General features: G+C 63.7%; 13 protein-coding genes and 1 pseudogene. 10 read left to right on the top strand and 4 right to left on the bottom strand.

Annotated elements, in window-relative coordinates:
- Positions 1–81: 81 nt before the first annotated feature.
- Genes ACZYHG_RS00435 through ACZYHG_RS00445 form a run of 3 tightly spaced genes read left to right on the top strand, consistent with a single transcriptional unit; the run spans position 82 to position 2,849 of the window.
- Positions 82–885: an FCD domain-containing protein gene (locus tag ACZYHG_RS00435; protein WP_464612050.1), complete on the top strand. Its 804-nt coding sequence runs from the start codon at positions 82–84 to the stop codon at positions 883–885.
- A 25-nt stretch (positions 886–910) separates the two neighbouring features.
- Entirely contained in the window at positions 911–2,047 is a 1,137-nt protein-coding gene (locus ACZYHG_RS00440; RefSeq protein WP_464612051.1) for an alpha-hydroxy acid oxidase, read from the top strand.
- Between the two features lie 34 nt (positions 2,048–2,081).
- Entirely contained in the window at positions 2,082–2,849 is a 768-nt protein-coding gene (locus tag ACZYHG_RS00445; RefSeq protein ID WP_464612052.1) for a metallophosphoesterase family protein, read from the top strand.
- Positions 2,850–2,891: 42 nt separating this feature from the next.
- Here the strand turns inward: ACZYHG_RS00445 and ACZYHG_RS00450 are convergent, their stop codons facing one another.
- Both ACZYHG_RS00450 and ACZYHG_RS00455 read right to left on the bottom strand, forming a co-directional pair.
- Positions 2,892–3,023, bottom strand: a complete 132-nt coding sequence (locus ACZYHG_RS00450) for a hypothetical protein (RefSeq protein WP_275451200.1) — start codon at positions 3,021–3,023, stop codon at positions 2,892–2,894.
- Between the two features lie 289 nt (positions 3,024–3,312).
- Positions 3,313–4,011: a type 1 glutamine amidotransferase gene (locus tag ACZYHG_RS00455; RefSeq protein WP_464614841.1), complete on the bottom strand. Its 699-nt coding sequence runs from the start codon at positions 4,009–4,011 to the stop codon at positions 3,313–3,315.
- An 88-nt stretch (positions 4,012–4,099) separates the two neighbouring features.
- On the opposite strand from ACZYHG_RS00455, the gene ACZYHG_RS00460 reads away from it, so the two are divergent.
- The 4 genes and pseudogenes from ACZYHG_RS00460 (at position 4,100) to ACZYHG_RS00475 (ending at position 8,120) form a co-directional block, all read left to right on the top strand.
- Positions 4,100–4,747, top strand: coding sequence for a hypothetical protein (locus ACZYHG_RS00460; protein WP_464612053.1), 648 nt, complete (start codon positions 4,100–4,102; stop codon positions 4,745–4,747).
- A 31-nt stretch (positions 4,748–4,778) separates the two neighbouring features.
- Positions 4,779–5,514 (top strand): annotated as a pseudogene (locus tag ACZYHG_RS00465) (16S rRNA (uracil(1498)-N(3))-methyltransferase).
- A gap of 144 nt (positions 5,515–5,658) precedes the next feature.
- Complete coding sequence (locus ACZYHG_RS00470; protein WP_464612054.1) at positions 5,659–7,032, top strand: glutamate--cysteine ligase; 1,374 nt, start codon at positions 5,659–5,661, stop codon at positions 7,030–7,032.
- Positions 7,033–7,121: 89 nt separating this feature from the next.
- Positions 7,122–8,120: a DUF937 domain-containing protein gene (locus ACZYHG_RS00475; RefSeq protein ID WP_464612055.1), complete on the top strand. Its 999-nt coding sequence runs from the start codon at positions 7,122–7,124 to the stop codon at positions 8,118–8,120.
- A gap of 148 nt (positions 8,121–8,268) precedes the next feature.
- On the opposite strand, the gene ACZYHG_RS00480 is transcribed toward ACZYHG_RS00475, so the two are convergent.
- Positions 8,269–8,559: a DUF1127 domain-containing protein gene (locus ACZYHG_RS00480; RefSeq protein WP_464612056.1), complete on the bottom strand. Its 291-nt coding sequence runs from the start codon at positions 8,557–8,559 to the stop codon at positions 8,269–8,271.
- A 177-nt stretch (positions 8,560–8,736) separates the two neighbouring features.
- On the opposite strand from ACZYHG_RS00480, the gene ACZYHG_RS00485 reads away from it, so the two are divergent.
- Positions 8,737–9,693 carry a LysR substrate-binding domain-containing protein gene (locus tag ACZYHG_RS00485; protein WP_464612057.1) on the top strand — a complete coding sequence of 319 codons (957 nt, stop codon included), beginning with the start codon at positions 8,737–8,739 and terminating at the stop codon, positions 9,691–9,693.
- Between the two features lie 6 nt (positions 9,694–9,699).
- On the opposite strand, the gene ACZYHG_RS00490 is transcribed toward ACZYHG_RS00485, so the two are convergent.
- The gene (locus ACZYHG_RS00490) at positions 9,700–11,910 is read right to left on the bottom strand and encodes a bifunctional diguanylate cyclase/phosphodiesterase (protein ID WP_464612058.1); all 2,211 of its coding nucleotides are present in this window, start codon (positions 11,908–11,910) and stop codon (positions 9,700–9,702) included.
- A 119-nt stretch (positions 11,911–12,029) separates the two neighbouring features.
- Between ACZYHG_RS00490 and xseA the strand changes: the two genes are divergently transcribed.
- Both xseA and ACZYHG_RS00500 read left to right on the top strand, forming a co-directional pair.
- Positions 12,030–13,598: an exodeoxyribonuclease VII large subunit gene (gene xseA / locus ACZYHG_RS00495; RefSeq protein ID WP_464612059.1), complete on the top strand. Its 1,569-nt coding sequence runs from the start codon at positions 12,030–12,032 to the stop codon at positions 13,596–13,598.
- A gap of 4 nt (positions 13,599–13,602) precedes the next feature.
- Positions 13,603–14,721 (top strand): DmpA family aminopeptidase, encoded by a 1,119-nt coding sequence (locus tag ACZYHG_RS00500; RefSeq protein WP_464612060.1) that lies wholly within the window; start codon positions 13,603–13,605, stop codon positions 14,719–14,721.
- Positions 14,722–14,731 lie beyond the last annotated feature (10 nt).

Here is a 14,731-nt window from a genome sequence, read left to right on the forward strand (position 1 = left end):
ACCAATTGGATAAATAATTTGACCAGTTGGCGACGCAGGCTTTATCCTGCGCGACACCGGTTCAATTCCCAGGCGCACCTGTTGAGCGATATTTTTTCCAGGATCGAGCATTCGCGCACCGCCGACGAGGTGGTGCAGCAGATCGAGAGCCTGATCCTTGAGGGCGTGCTGCGCACCGGCGACCGATTGCCGGGCGAGCGCGAACTGGCACGCCAGTTCGACGTATCACGGCCGATCCTGCGCGACGCGCTGAAGGCCCTCGAAGGGCGCGGGCTGCTAACGACCAAAGCCGGCGGCGGCACCCATGTCGCCGACATTATCGGCCAGTTGTTCACCAAACCGGTGGCGGACCTGATCTCGACGCATCGCAAGGCGGTCGCCGATTATCTGGAATATCGCCGCGAGATCGAAGGCATAGCCGCCGAATATGCGGCGCGACGTGCCACGCCTGAGGACCTTGCGCTGCTCGACCGCATCATGGCGCGCATGGACGAAGCGCACCGCACCGGCGATTTCGACGACGAGGCCGAGATCGACGTCGAATTCCATCACGCGATCTGCGAATGCGCGCATAACATCCTGCTGCTGCACACGCTGCGCTCCTGCTACCGGCTTTTGTCGGAAGGCGTGTTCCAGAACCGGCTCCTGGTGTTCACCGTGCCCGGCGCGCGCGAGGCGCTGCTGGCGCAGCACAAGGCAATCCATGCCGCGGTCAAGGCCGGCGATCCCACCGCTGCCCGGCAAGCAGCGATGGACCACATGATCTATGTCGAGCGGTCGATGGCCGAAGCCGAGCGCAGCGGCGACTGGCAACGCGTGTCGCGGCTGAGATTGCGGCAGCGTTCGGAAGCCGGTGACACCGAACCAGCACGCAGACGCTCCTAATTATTTCGATCAAGCGGGGACTACCATGAGCGACATTCTCACCATCGCAGACCTCAAGGATCTCGCCCGCCGGCGCGTGCCCAAGATGTTCTTCGATTATGCCGATTCCGGCGCCTGGACCGAGAGCACCTATCGGGCCAACGAGGAAGACTTCCAGAAGATCAAGTTCCGCCAGCGCGTGCTGGTCGACATGAGCAACCGTTCGCTGGAATCGACCATGATCGGCCAGAAAGTGTCGATGCCGGTGGCGCTGGCGCCGACCGGCCTGACCGGCATGCAGCACGCCGATGGCGAGATGCTGGCGGCGCAGGCGGCCGAGGAATTCGGCGTGCCTTTCACCCTGTCGACAATGAGCATCTGCTCGATCGAGGATGTCGCCTCGGCGACGAAGAAACCTTTCTGGTTCCAGCTCTATGTGCTGCGCGACAAGGATTTCGTGCTCAATCTGATCGACCGGGCGAAGGCGGCGAAATGCTCGGCTCTGGTGCTGACGCTCGACCTGCAGATCCTCGGCCAGCGCCACAAGGACATTCGCAACGGGCTTTCGGCGCCGCCCAAGATGACGCTGGCCAACATCATCGACCTGGCCAGCAAGCCGCGCTGGTGCCTGGGCATTGCCGGCACCAAGCGCCGCACCTTCCGCAACATTGTCGGCCACGCCAAGGGCGTTGGCGACGTCTCGTCGCTGGGTTCATGGACGACGGAGCAGTTCGACCCGCAACTCTCGTGGAAAGATGTCGCCTGGATCAAGGAGCGCTGGGGCGGCAAGCTGATCCTGAAAGGCATCCTCGACAAGGAGGATGCGCTGATGGCGGTCAAGACCGGCGCCGACGCGATCGTGGTTTCCAACCATGGCGGGCGCCAGCTCGATGGCGCATCGTCCTCGATCATGGCGCTGGAAGAGATCGCGGACGCGGTCGGCGACCAGATCGAGGTGCATATGGATGGCGGCATCCGCTCCGGCCAGGACGTGCTGAAGGCGCTCTGCCTCGGCGCCAAGGGCACCTATATCGGTCGGCCATTCCTTTACGGCCTCGGCGCGCTCGGCAAGGAAGGGGTTACCAAAGCGTTGGAAATCATCCGCAAGGAGATGGACATCACGCTGGCGCTGTGCGGAAAGCGTCTGGTCACCGACATGGGCAAGGATCAGCTCCGGCGCTAAGTCCGTGACATCAGACCACGGAGACCACGATACGTTGGCTGAACCCGGCATCCATTTTCTCGACGCGAACGGCCCGGACGGCATGCGCCTCTATGCGATCGGCGACGTGCATGGCCGGCTCGACCTGCTGGCCGCCATGCACCAGCGGATCGAGAGCGAGCTGGAGTGGAAACCGGCTCGCGACTGGCGGGTGATCCACCTCGGCGACTATGTCGACCGCGGGCCGGACTCCGGGGGCGTCATCGATTTTCTGATCGAGGCGCGAGAACGCGACCCGCGCAATCTGATGCTCGCCGGCAACCACGACATCGGCTTTCTCGACTTTCTGAGAACTCCCGACCCGGAAGGGCTTTTCACGCGCTATGGCGGTGTCCAGACGGCGCTGTCCTATGGTGTATCCCTGACGGCGGACGCCAGCTGGTTCGGCAAGACGGAGACGATGAGACGAGGTCATGCGGCCCTGGTTGAAGCCGTGCCGCAAAGCCATGTCGAATTTCTTCGCTCGCTGCCGTTCTCGTTGACGTTTGGCGACTTCTTCTTCTGCCATGCCGGCATCCGGCCAGGCATTCCGCTGGACAAACAGAACCCGCAGGACCTGATCTGGATCCGCGACGTTTTCCACGATCACACCGGGCTGTTCCCGAAGATCGTGGTGCATGGCCACACACCGGTCCCTGAGGCGGAAGTGATGGCCAACCGCGTCAATGTCGACACGCTTGCCTGGCAATCAGGCATGCTGACTGCGCTCGTCGTGGACGGAGCCGACAAACGCATCCTGGAAATGTCGATAAAGGAAGCTTGAGCCTCCGCCGCGTCGCAGGTTGCGTCGCGAACGAGCGAGCTTTTAGCGAAGCGAGGCGGTGACGCCGTAGCCGTCGACGGCGTTGTGGTTGTTGGCGGCATCGGCGGAATAGATGCCGAGACCGCACAGCACGATGGCGGACAACATGGCAAAGGACAGAAGCGCTGTTTTCACGGACGTCATCTCTTGTTGAGCTTTCTGCATCTGTGCATCAGGCGGTTACCAATGCGTTGAAACGGAGAATTCGCTTCAAAGTTTCGACGATTTCGCGCTTCTAGGCGCGTTCTGTATCGACGGTGTGTCGCACGGGTCACACAAAAGGTTCATCCCGGTTGCACAGCCAATGCAGAGCGCGCGCCTTCTAGGATGGCGGGCGGACACAAGCCAAGGATGAAAGGGGTTTTCCCAGGCGGTTTCACGGCTGCGTGCCAATTATGCCACGCGCAGACCTGGAGGCAGGTGCTCAGATCGTGGCCACCCAGGCACGGGCAATGGCAAGGCCGGCCGCATCGGCGTCGGGGCCGTTGCGGGCCATCTCGCCGTCGAGCCTGCCGGCCCAGTCGGGATGGCGCGCGGCGATGATCGGCGCGAAGGACGAACTCCAATCCTTCACCATCGGCCGGTCGGCCTCGAAATGGAACTGGAAGCCGTAGACGGCGCGGCCGACACGAAATGCCTGGTTTACGGCGACGTCATTGCCGGCGAGCCGCACGGCGTTTTGCGGCAGCACGAACGTGTCGTCATGCCACTGGAAGATCGGGAATTTTTCCGGCAGTTCGGCCAGCACCGGATCGACCTTGGCATCCGATGTCAGAGACACACCCTGCCAGCCGAACTCATTGGCGCCGCCGATGCGGTTCTCGCCACCAAAGGCGCGGGCGACGAGCTGGCTGCCGAGGCAGATGCCGAGCACCGCGCGGTCCTTGTCGGCGAAATCACGGGTCAGTTCGAGCAGCGCAGGGAAATAGGGATACTCATCGTCGGCCAGCGCATTCTGGCCACCGCCGAGCACCACCATGGCATCGTGCCCGGTCGCGTCTTCCGGCAGCGGATCGCCCTTGTAGGGCAAGCGCAGGTCGAGATCGGCACCGGCTTCCGCAAGGGCGGCACCGACCTGGCCGAGGCCGGTATTGTCGTAATTCTGGACCACCAGCACCCGCATCGCAAAACCCTGCTGACATGAAAATGACAGGACGAGCGATATCATGCCCTCCGTGTCGCAGCCAAGAAGCGTGTTCGGAGAGAAAGCTATGCCACTGCAGAACCGGGTCGATCCGTTCGGCGCCATCCACGCCGTGCCCGAGCGTGGCCTGTTCACCGGCAATCGCGGCATCATCCACGATCCCGAGACCAAGACGCTGTTGAAGAAGCGCTGGGCGCTGCAGGCCTGGATCATCTGCGTGTGCCAGTTCCGCAATGTGCGGCGCGAGCCAATGGGCCGAAACCGTGCTGGCGGCAAGGCCGGCTGGACCGAATTGTTCTTCCTTGACGAGGTGACGGCGCTGGCAGCGGGGCATCGCCCCTGCTTCTTCTGCCAGCGCGAACAGGCCAAGGATTTTGTCGGCCGCTTCGGCAAAGTCTTCGGCATTGCCGAACCGCGTGCGCCCCAAGTCGACAAAAGGCTGCACAAAGAGCGGCTGGCTTCGGGTGGCAAGCCACCGACGGTCGCTGTTGAAGATCTTGCTGGCCTGCCGGATGGCGCTATGGTTGCGGATGGGGGCACAGCCTATGCGCTGAGCGGCGGCAAGGCGCTGCGCTGGTCGTTCGCTGGCTATGGTCCATCCGCCGATTTCGGTTTACTCGACGAAAAGGCGCTTTCGCTGCTGACGCCAGCGACAACGCTCAACGTCCTGCGCCATGGTTTTCGGCCGGTGTGGCATCCATCCGCCGAGACTTGACGCCGGCGGCCGGCTCGCCCATTCCTCGGCCATGCGCGCCAATTACAAGATGCAACGCCTGTTCGTGCCTGACGATCTCGGCCCCGAGATCGAGTTCGACGCCGGCCAGCAGCAGAGCCATTATCTGCAGCATGTGCTGCGGCTCGGCGAAGGGGCCGAGATCCTGCTGTTCAATGGCCGCGACGGCGAATGGTCGGCGGTCATCGCCGCGAAATCAAAAAAGGCGGTCAGAACTCAAAGTGCTGGCGCTGCAGCGGCCGCAGCCTCCCCTGCCCGACCTCATCTATTGTTTTGCGCCGCTGAAGCAGGGGCGGCTCGATTATCTCGTGCAGAAGGCGGTCGAGATGGGCGCGGGTGTCCTGCAGCCGGTGATCACCCAGCATACGCAAGTGGCCAAGCCATCCATCGAGCGCCTGCGCGCCAATGTCGTCGAGGCGGCCGAGCAATGCGGCATCCTGGCGGTTCCGGAGGTTCGTGAGGCGGAAAAGTTCGAGCGCCTGCTGACCGGCTGGGACAAGGAACGGCGGCTGGTTTTCTGCGACGAGGACGCCTCGACCAACAATCCGCTGACCGCCTTGCAGGCGTTAAAGGAGAAGAAGCTCGCGCTGCTGGTCGGACCCGAGGGCGGTTTCTCCGACGAGGAGCGCAAGATGTTGCGCGCCCTGCCCTTCGTGACTGCCATTCCGCTTGGACCACGCATCCTGCGCGCCGATACGGCGGCCGTCGCGGCCCTTGCGGTGATGCAGGCAACAGCCGGAGACTGGTAGGAGGTCATTTGTTGCAAGAGGCGGTCCGTATCGTAGCATTCAATTCCTCTTGACTTGTGGCTCAGGATTTTTCGCTTGATCGGCTGCTGACATTTCGTCCATTTACCGCCGGCGGCTCCTTCGGCCGCTTTTGAGGGCTTGATCATGGCGCGCGACACAACCGATTTCCGGCCGATCGAAGACATCGACGAACTCGTCGAGCACCTGGCCGAAGGCAACAAACCGCGCGACAAGTGGCGCATCGGCACTGAGCACGAGAAATTCCCTTTCTACGTCGATGGCAACGCGCCCGTGCCCTATGGCGGCGAGCGCGGCATCCGCGCCATCCTCGAAGGCATGCAGCACAAACTCGGCTGGGATCCGATCATCGATGACGGCCGCATCATCGGCCTGGTCGAGCCGACCGGCCAGGGCGCGATTTCGCTGGAGCCCGGCGGCCAGTTCGAGCTTTCCGGTGCGCCGCTGGAGACGATCCACCAGACCTGCCGCGAGGGCAATGCGCATCTGGCGCAGGTGCGCGAGATCGCAGAGCCGATGGGCATCCGGTTCCTCGGACTTGGCGGCAGCCCGAAATGGTCGCTGGCCGAGACGCCTAAAATGCCGAAGTCGCGCTATGAGATCATGACCCGCTACATGCCCAAGGTCGGCACCAAGGGCCTCGACATGATGTATCGCACCTGCACGATCCAGGTGAACCTCGACTTCGAAAGCGAGGCCGACATGCGCCGCAAGATGCAGGTGTCGCTGAAGCTGCAGCCGCTGTCGACGGCACTGTTCGCCAACTCGCCCTTCACCGAGAGCCACCCGAACGGATTGCAAAGCTGGCGCGGCGATATCTGGCGCGACACCGACAACCAGCGTTCGGGCCTGCTCGAATTCTGCTTCTCGCCCGATTTCGGTTTCGCCGACTATGTCGAATGGGCGCTCGACGTGCCGATGTATTTCGTCATCCGCGACGGCCACTATCACGACATGACGCACATCACCTTCCGCCAGTTCATGGCCGGGGCCGCGCGCAACGAAGTGCCTGACGGGCTGCCGACGATGGGCGACTGGGCGAACCATCTGTCGACGCTGTTTCCCGACGTGCGGTTGAAGCGGTTCCTGGAAATGCGTGGCGCCGACGGCGGCCCTTGGCGGCGCATCTGCGCGCTGCCGGCCTTCTGGGTCGGGCTGCTCTATGACGAGGCGGCCCTCGATGCGGCCGAGGCGTTGACCTCGAGCTGGACCTATGAAGAAACGCTGGCGATGCGCAACGCGGTGCCGGAACTCGGCATCTCCGCGCCCTTCCGCAACACCACGCTGCGCGAGATCGCGCGCGACGTCATGGCCATTTCACGCACGGGGCTGAAGAACCGCGGCAAGAAGAACCGCGATGGCTACGATGAGACCTCATTCCTGAACACCTTGGACGAAGTGGTGGCGCGTGGCACGACAAGCGCCGAGGAGATGCTTTCGGCCTACCACACGCGCTGGGGCGGCTCGATCGAGCCTGTTTTCATGGAATATGCCTACTAGCCGCGAGCGTCAGGAGCGGCAAAAGCCGCTTCAATCGAGCGTTGAAACGAACTAGGCTCTCCTCCGAGGAATTCAGGAGGAGAAACCCGATGCCTACCTTGTTCGACATGCTGACGCAGGCCCAGAACGGCAACGGCATGCAGGCGCTTGCCCAGCAGTATGGGCTTTCTATGCAGCAGACACAGGCAGCGGTGGCGGCCCTGCTGCCGGCCTTTTCGCAGGGGTTGCAACGCAACACCGCCGATCCCTACGGGCTCGGCGCCTTCATGACGGCGATGGCAAGCGGCCAGCACGCCAAATATTTCGAGGACGCGACCCGCGCCTTCTCGCCGCAAGGCGTTGATGAGGGCAATGGCATTCTCGGGCACCTGTTCGGGTCGAAGGAGCTGTCGCGCGCCGTCGCCAGCCAGGCGGCGCAAGCGAGCGGCGTCAGCCAGCAGGTGCTGCAGCAGATGCTGCCTGCCATCGCCTCGATGGTGATGGGCGGCCTGTTCAAGCAGACGACAGGTCAGATGCAGGCCGCCGGCGGTTTTGGCGGCGGCAACAATCCGCTAGGCGAGATCATCGAGCAGATGATGCGGCAAGGCGGCATGCAGGCGCCTAACCCACAACAGCGCCAGGCGCCGCCGCCTCAGAACCCGATGGACAACCCGCTCGGCAAGGTCTTGCAGGACATGTTCGGCGGGCAAAGCCAGCCGCAGCCGGCACCCAATCCCTATGGCGACAATCCGTTGGGCAAGGTGCTGCAGGACATGTTCGGTGGCGGTGCGCCACAGCCGCAAGGCCAGGCTCAGCCGCAACAGACGCAAAGCCCCTATAGAGACAACCCGCTGGGGAAGATCTTCGAAGAGATGCTGCGTGGGGGCGGCGGCTTCGGCTTGCCCGGCGGCCAGCCGGCACCGCAGCCTCAGGCACCGCAGCAGCCACAGGCCCCGCAGCCGCAGACCAATCCGAGCGGCAGGCCAAGGAATCCGTTCGATGATATTTTCGGCAAGATGTTCGAGACCGGCGCCCAGCAGCGCGACGAATACCAGAAGGGCGTGGAAACGATCTTCGATCAGTTCAAGCGGGACATGGACCGGCGGTAGGCGTCAGGCCAGAAAGAAAAGCCCGGTCCTTGGGAGGACCGGGCAGTGTGCAGGCGGGCCGGCGGGGAACCGGCAGGGAGTGGGGAGCCTGCATAATCCTTGGTCGCGCTGAACCGTAAAAAGGTTCAATACGACCGAAACTCAGCGATCAGGCCACTTGGCGCGCGAGATCCTCGATCGTTTCCACGCGATCGCTGGCAATCTGACGCAAGATCACCGTCGGGTCGCGGCCAAAGGGCACGTCGATGGCGACATGCAGGTCGGCGCGCGTCAGGCCGATATCGGCGAGTTCGGCGTCCGACATCTCGCCAAGGCGATAGAAGGCGCGGCGATTTTTCCAGGCGCGGAAGAAATTGGAGACGGTGTTGGCCACGCGCATCGCAACGGCCGGACGCGAGGTGATGCGCGAGGTCTCGGTGGCGAAATCGATCGTGGTCATGTCGGTCTCCTTCAGACTCGAACGGACGAAACCAGGCAACAGACACTGAAAACAGCGGCCGTTCCGGTCCCAATTCACATGCCTTCATGTGGACAATGCCAATTTGCCATCGGCCGATTGATTAATCCAACGAATGTTTCTAATCTTTAGCATCAACAGTAGTGATGGATCACGCCGATGAAAGCGCCGCTCGATCTCGATCAGTTACAGACCTTCATCTCGATCGCCGATACCGGCAGCTTCACCCGCGCTGCCGAAGAGGTGCACCGCACCCAGTCGGCGGTATCGATGCAGATGCGCCGGCTGGAGGAGCGGATCGGCAAGCCGCTGTTCGAGAAGGAGGGGCGCACCAACCGGCTGACCGAGGAAGGCGACAAGCTGCTTTCCTACGCAAGACGGCTGCTCTATCTCAACCGCGAGACGCTCGCCGCCTTCGACGATCAGCGGCTAGAAGGCACGATCCGCATCGGCACACCGGACGACTATGCCGACCGTTTCCTGCCGGAGATCATGGCGCGCTTCACCCGCTCCAACCCGCGCGTCGAGCTGACCGTGATCTGCGAGCCGACGCCGGGGCTGGTCGAACATATCAAGCGCGGCAATCTCGACCTGGCGCTGGTGACGCACAATGACGTGCGCGGCCAGTCGGAAGTGGTGCGGCGCGAGCCGCTGCTGTGGGTCAGCTCGGCCAACCATGCGACGCATGAGCAGGTCACGCTGCCGATGGCCTTTGGCCGGCCGAACTGCATCTGGCGGCGCGCCGCCGTCGATGTGCTGGACCAGCAGAACCGTGACTATCGCATCCTGTTCACCAGCTTCTCGGCGACCGTCATCACCGCCGCCGTGCTTTCGGGGCTGGCGGTCTCGGTGCTGCCGGAATGCGCGCTCCGGCCCGGCATGCGGGTGCTGGGCGAGGCCGACGGCTTCGGCGCCCTGCCCGACTGCCGCATCGGCATCATGCGCGGCCAGACCTCGCGACCGGAGATCGTCGATGCGCTTGCCCGCCACATCTCGGAGAGCCTGGACAACATCTCGGTGCCGCTGGGCGAAGAGACCGGGTCATTCGACTTCGCCGCACTTGCTTTCGCCAAGATGAAGCGGACCAGGCCAAACCAGATCCTGCCTGGTTGGTAGGAAGAATTACGCGCGCATCGACGCTGGTCCGCTCTGAATGGGCGACAGGCCCGGCAAGAGCAGCAACTGGGCAGGTTCGAGCGGCGGCGCCAGCAGGTAACCCTGCATCTGATGACAGCCCATGCCGACGAGCAGCGCCTTTTGCTCCTCGGTCTCGACGCCCTCCGCGGTGACTTCGACATCGAGCGCTATCGCCAGGTCGATCAACGCCTTGACGATAGCGGCGGAGTTGGAGTCTTGGTCGAGTAGGCGCACGAAGGAACGGTCGATCTTGAGCTTGTCGATGAGGTGACGGCGCAGGTAATTCAACGATGAATAGCCAGTGCCGAAATCATCAAGCACCACGCCAACGCCCGATCGGCGCAAGGCCTCCAGAGCCATCCTGGTCGTGTCGTTGTTTTCCAGAAGCACGCTTTCGGTGATCTCGAGCTGCAATCGCGCCGGCGGCAGGCCGGTCTCGGCGAGGATCAACGCGACTTGCTCGGCAAAACCTGCGTCGCGCAGCTGCAGCGGTGAGACGTTGACGGCCACCCATGGTAATTGCGTGCCGGCTGCGAAGCGGCAGGCTTCGTGCAACACCCATTGGCCAAGCTCGCCGATCATGCCGCGTTCCTCGGCAATGGCGATGAACTGTTGCGGCGGCAGGGCGCCATGGATCTCATGCGCCCAGCGGATTAGCGCCTCGGCCCCGACAATCGTCCTGCCGTCGGCGGCGAAAATCGGCTGATAGGCCAGCTTGATCTCGGTCCCGCCACGGAGGGCGCGGCGGAGCGCATTCTCGACCTTGCGCTTGCGCAGCAACAGGTCGTCCATGTCACCGGCAAAGACCTGATAGCGGCCGCGGCCATTCTTCTTGGCTTCGTAGAGTGCAATATCGGCCTTGCGCAGCAGATCGTCGGCATCGACTTTTGGACCCGACGCCAAGGCTATGCCGATGCTGGCGCTGACGAAGACCTGGTCGTCCATCAGCCGGAAAGGCTCCTGCAATTTCCGCAGCAGCCGTTCTGAAATATCCTCGGCTACCCTGGTGTCGCGAATGTCGACCAGGATGATCGCGAACTCGTCGCCGCCGAGCCGCGCCACCGTATCGATTTCGCGGATCGTCCTCTGAAGCCTGGCCGCTGTCTGGCGCACAAGTTCGTCACCGGCGGGATGACCGAGCGTATCGTTGACGTGTTTGAAGCGATCGATGTCGAGATAGAGCAGCGCCGTCCTTGCGGTATCGCGCCCGGTCGTGAGCAAGGCCCGTCGGAGCCTATCCTCGAAAAGTGCCCGGTTGGGGAGCCCCGTCAGCGTATCGTGAAAGGCGAGATACTGTGCGTCCGCCTGACTTGTCTGCAGCGCCAGCGATGTCCGTCGCAGGCGGCGCAAGAGAAAGACCAGCGCACCGGCGGCAAGCAGCATGCCGGCGATCAATGCCGGGCCGGCCTTGCGTATCAGTGTCAGACCGGGGCGCTCCTGATCCCAGCCGATATAGCCGAGAATGACACCGCGCGAATCCATCAGCGGAATCGCAGCCGAGCCGACCGATTGCGACAGAGGCAGCAGGTGGGCGCCATCGAGCAGATATTTTTCGGCGATCTTGCCGATGACGGCGGCGTTGATGAACTCCACCGAGACATGCAGATATTCGCTTCCGGGCGCCTGGGTGACACGGTCCGAGCTCGGCACAAGCGGCATGACACTGAGTATGGCCGGTTTCCCGTCAAGCGACACCAGGTCCTCGGCGACCATTTTGGCCGGGCCGCCGGATGCGTTCTCTTTCGGCGGTTGCGCGATCAGCTGACGCAGCTTCTCGATGGTCGGCAGTAGCGCGGGCTCATCCGCACCATAGACCGAAGCCGGCACCACCTTGCCTTCCTGCATGGCGTGGATCGGGCGGTTGACATCATCCAGCACGTAGACGCGGTTGTGACCGTAGTAGGAATACATCCAGACGCTGAGGTTCTCGGCCATCCAGGCCTGATTGCCCGACTTGGCGTTGGTGACGGAATCGTCCCAGACCGAGACACTTTCCTGCTCGCGCTCGACGGCGGCGATCTGATCCTGCAAGCCGTTGGCGAAGAATATCTTTTGGCGCTCGAGCGAAACGCGGTCAGCCTGTACGGCGGCGTAGAAACCGAAGCCCACGACCATGACCAGCGCAAAAGCGGCAAGCGCCAGCACGGTCAGCGTGACCTGATACGTCAATGGGCTGCGATGTGCGCGTGCGCTCATGCGTCCTTGGCCAGCTTCGTTGGGCGCCAGTCAACCAAACCAGCCTTAAGATCGCGTTATAGCATTTGGCTCAGCACTGGCGCCTTGACGCGGGGCCCCAACCGTTCCCCAATCGGCCGATGAGCGAAGCAGGATCCGAATCACGCACCAACGCCACCGAATACACGGTGAGCGAGATCTCCGGCGCGCTGAAGCGCACGGTCGAGGACGTCTTCGGCAATGTGCGGGTGCGCGGTGAGATTTCGGGCTATCGTGGGCCTCATTCCTCCGGCCATGCCTATTTCGCGCTGAAGGACGACCGCGCCCGGCTCGATGCCGTGGTGTGGAAAGGCACGATGAGCCGGCTGAAATTCCGTCCCGAGGAAGGGATGGAGGTGATCGCCACCGGCAAGCTCACCACCTATCCCGGCAAGTCCAACTACCAGATCGTCATCGACAATCTGGAGCCCGCAGGTGCCGGAGCGCTGATGGCGCTGCTGGAAGAGCGCAAGCGCCGGCTGCAGGCGGAAGGGCTGTTCGAGGCCGGCCGCAAACGCCGGCTGCCGTTCATGCCGCGCGTCATCGGCGTCGTCACCTCGCCGACAGGGTCGGTCATCCGCGACATCATCCACCGCATCAAGGACCGCTTTCCGCTGCACGTGCTGGTCTGGCCGGTGCGCGTGCAGGGCGAAACATCGGGCGCTGAAGTGACCAATGCCGTCACCGGCTTCAATGCGCTGGCTTGGGACGGCACTATCCAGCGCCCCGATCTCTTGATCGTGGCGCGCGGCGGCGGCAGCCTCGAGGATCTTTGGGGCTTCAACGACGAGGCGCTGGCGCGCGCCGTTGCCGCCTCCGGCATTCCGGTGATTTCCGCCGTCGGCCATGAGACCGACTGGACGCTGATCGACCTTGTCGCGGATGTGCGGGCGCCGACCCCGACGGGCGCGGCTGAAATCGCCGTGCCGGTGAAGGCCGACCTCGAAGCGACGCTGGCCAGCCTCGGTGCGAGGCTCAAGGCAGCCATCTCACGCAATTTCGAACGCAAACGGCAGGCTGCCCGCGCGGCGGCGCGTGCACTGCCCTCACCCGATCAATTGCTGGCGCTGCCGCGCCGGCGCCTCGACGAGGCGACATCGAGGCTCGGACGCGGCCTGTCCGTCAGCGTCGACCGCAAGCGGGCGCGTCTCCAGGGCCAAAGGCTGACGCCAGCCACCCTGTCGCGGCGCATGAACGAGGCGCGCACGCTGACCGGCCGCGACCTCGCCCGCGCGCAGGCGGCGTTTTTTGCCATCGTGCGCGAGCGGCGTGCCCGCTTTGCGCGCACCGCGACACGGCTGTCGCCGGCACCGATCGCTCGGCGCCAGAAACTGCAGGCCGACACACTGACGGCGCTGGCGCGGCGGCAGGATCGGGTCATCTGGCTGAGGCTCGAACGCCTGCGCGGCCAGTTGAGCCAGGCCGAGCGCCTGCTGACCACGCTGTCGCACAAGGCTGTCCTGGCGCGCGGCTTTGCCCTGGTGAAGGATGCCGACGGCGCCGTCATCAAGCAGGCGGCCGATGTGGCATCTGGGATGTCGCTTTCGCTGGAGTTCGCCGACGGCACGGCGGATGCTGTGGCAACCAGCGGCGCCGCGCGGCCGAAGCCGGCTGCAAGGGGCCCAGTTGGCAAGACCCGGGGACCCGGCAATCAGGGATCATTGTTCTAAGGCCATGACCGACAATCCACACCATCGGGCGACGCCATCCGGCAAGCCGCGCGCGCGGAGCTTCGGCATCGGCTTCGACGGAACGCCCGGGCCGTTCAATGCAATCACCGACGTCTCGGGTGTTGCGGTCGGCTATGCGACGCTTATTTCGGGCGATGGCGCGCTGGTCGTCGGCAAGGGGCCGGTGCGCACCGGGGTCACCGCGATCCTGCCCAGGCCGCTTGCTGAGCTGGCCACGCCGGTCTTTGCCGGCATTTTCAGCCAGAACGGCAATGGCGAATTAACCGGCTCGCACATCATCGAGGAAACCGGCGCCTTCAACTTCCCGATCACCATCACCAACACGCATTCCTGCGGTGTTTCGCGTGACGGCACACTGCGCTGGATGCAACGCGTGCTGCCGGCCGCCATCGACAGCGGCTGGGGCCTGCCGGTGGCGGCGGAGACCTATGACGGCTTCCTCAACGACATCAACGGCCACCATTTGACCTTTGAGCATGTGGCCCAGGCACTTGACGGTGCCGCTAGCGGTCCGATCGAGGAAGGCAGCGTCGGCGGCGGCACCGGCATGATCACCTTCGGCTTCAAGGCGGGCTCGGGCACGGCATCGCGCATCGTCGGGTGGCAAGAGCGCACCTACACTGTCGGCGCTTTCGTGCAGTCGAATTTCGGCAAGCTGCGCAATTTCACGCTTCGCGGCCAGCGCGTCGAGCCAGCGCTCGCCGAATCGGCGATCCGAGACGACGCGCGGCATGCGGAAAAAGGCTCGATCATCGCCGTTGTCGCCACCGATGCGCCATTTCTGCCGCACCAGATGAAGCGGCTGGCGCGCCGCGTACCGCTCGGCGTCGCCATGACCGGCGGCTTCGGCTATCACAGCTCGGGCGACATCTTTCTCGCCTTCTCGACAGCCAATCCTGCCGCGGCGCTGGCGCCTTCGGGCCGGATCGCCAACGCCACCTTCATCCCGGACAGCGACATCGACCCGTTTTTCGACGCCGTGATCCAGACGGTGGAGGAATCGATCCTCAACGCCATGATCGCCAATGACGACATGACCGGGCGCGACGGCAATTTCGTGCCGGCACTGCCGAAGGCATGGCTCAAAGAGAAGTTTGGCTGAAAGAGAAGTT

Source organism: Mesorhizobium subarcticum (assembly GCF_055456085.1).

What these genes read in the sequence shown, in the direction of transcription:
- ACZYHG_RS00440 (WP_464612051.1), top strand. Translation starts at nt 911, where the DNA reads ATGAGCGACATTCTCACCATCGCAGACCTCAAGGATCTCGCCCGCCGG.
- ACZYHG_RS00455 (WP_464614841.1), bottom strand. Translation starts at nt 4,011, where the DNA reads ATGCGGGTGCTGGTGGTCCAGAATTACGACAATACCGGCCTCGGCCAG.
- ACZYHG_RS00460 (WP_464612053.1), top strand. Translation starts at nt 4,100, where the DNA reads ATGCCACTGCAGAACCGGGTCGATCCGTTCGGCGCCATCCACGCCGTG.
- ACZYHG_RS00470 (WP_464612054.1), top strand. Translation starts at nt 5,659, where the DNA reads ATGGCGCGCGACACAACCGATTTCCGGCCGATCGAAGACATCGACGAA.
- ACZYHG_RS00475 (WP_464612055.1), top strand. Translation starts at nt 7,122, where the DNA reads ATGCCTACCTTGTTCGACATGCTGACGCAGGCCCAGAACGGCAACGGC.
- ACZYHG_RS00480 (WP_464612056.1), bottom strand. Translation starts at nt 8,559, where the DNA reads ATGACCACGATCGATTTCGCCACCGAGACCTCGCGCATCACCTCGCGT.
- ACZYHG_RS00485 (WP_464612057.1), top strand. Translation starts at nt 8,737, where the DNA reads ATGAAAGCGCCGCTCGATCTCGATCAGTTACAGACCTTCATCTCGATC.
- ACZYHG_RS00490 (WP_464612058.1), bottom strand. Translation starts at nt 11,910, where the DNA reads ATGAGCGCACGCGCACATCGCAGCCCATTGACGTATCAGGTCACGCTG.
- xseA (WP_464612059.1), top strand. Translation starts at nt 12,030, where the DNA reads ATGAGCGAAGCAGGATCCGAATCACGCACCAACGCCACCGAATACACG.
- ACZYHG_RS00500 (WP_464612060.1), top strand. Translation starts at nt 13,603, where the DNA reads ATGACCGACAATCCACACCATCGGGCGACGCCATCCGGCAAGCCGCGC.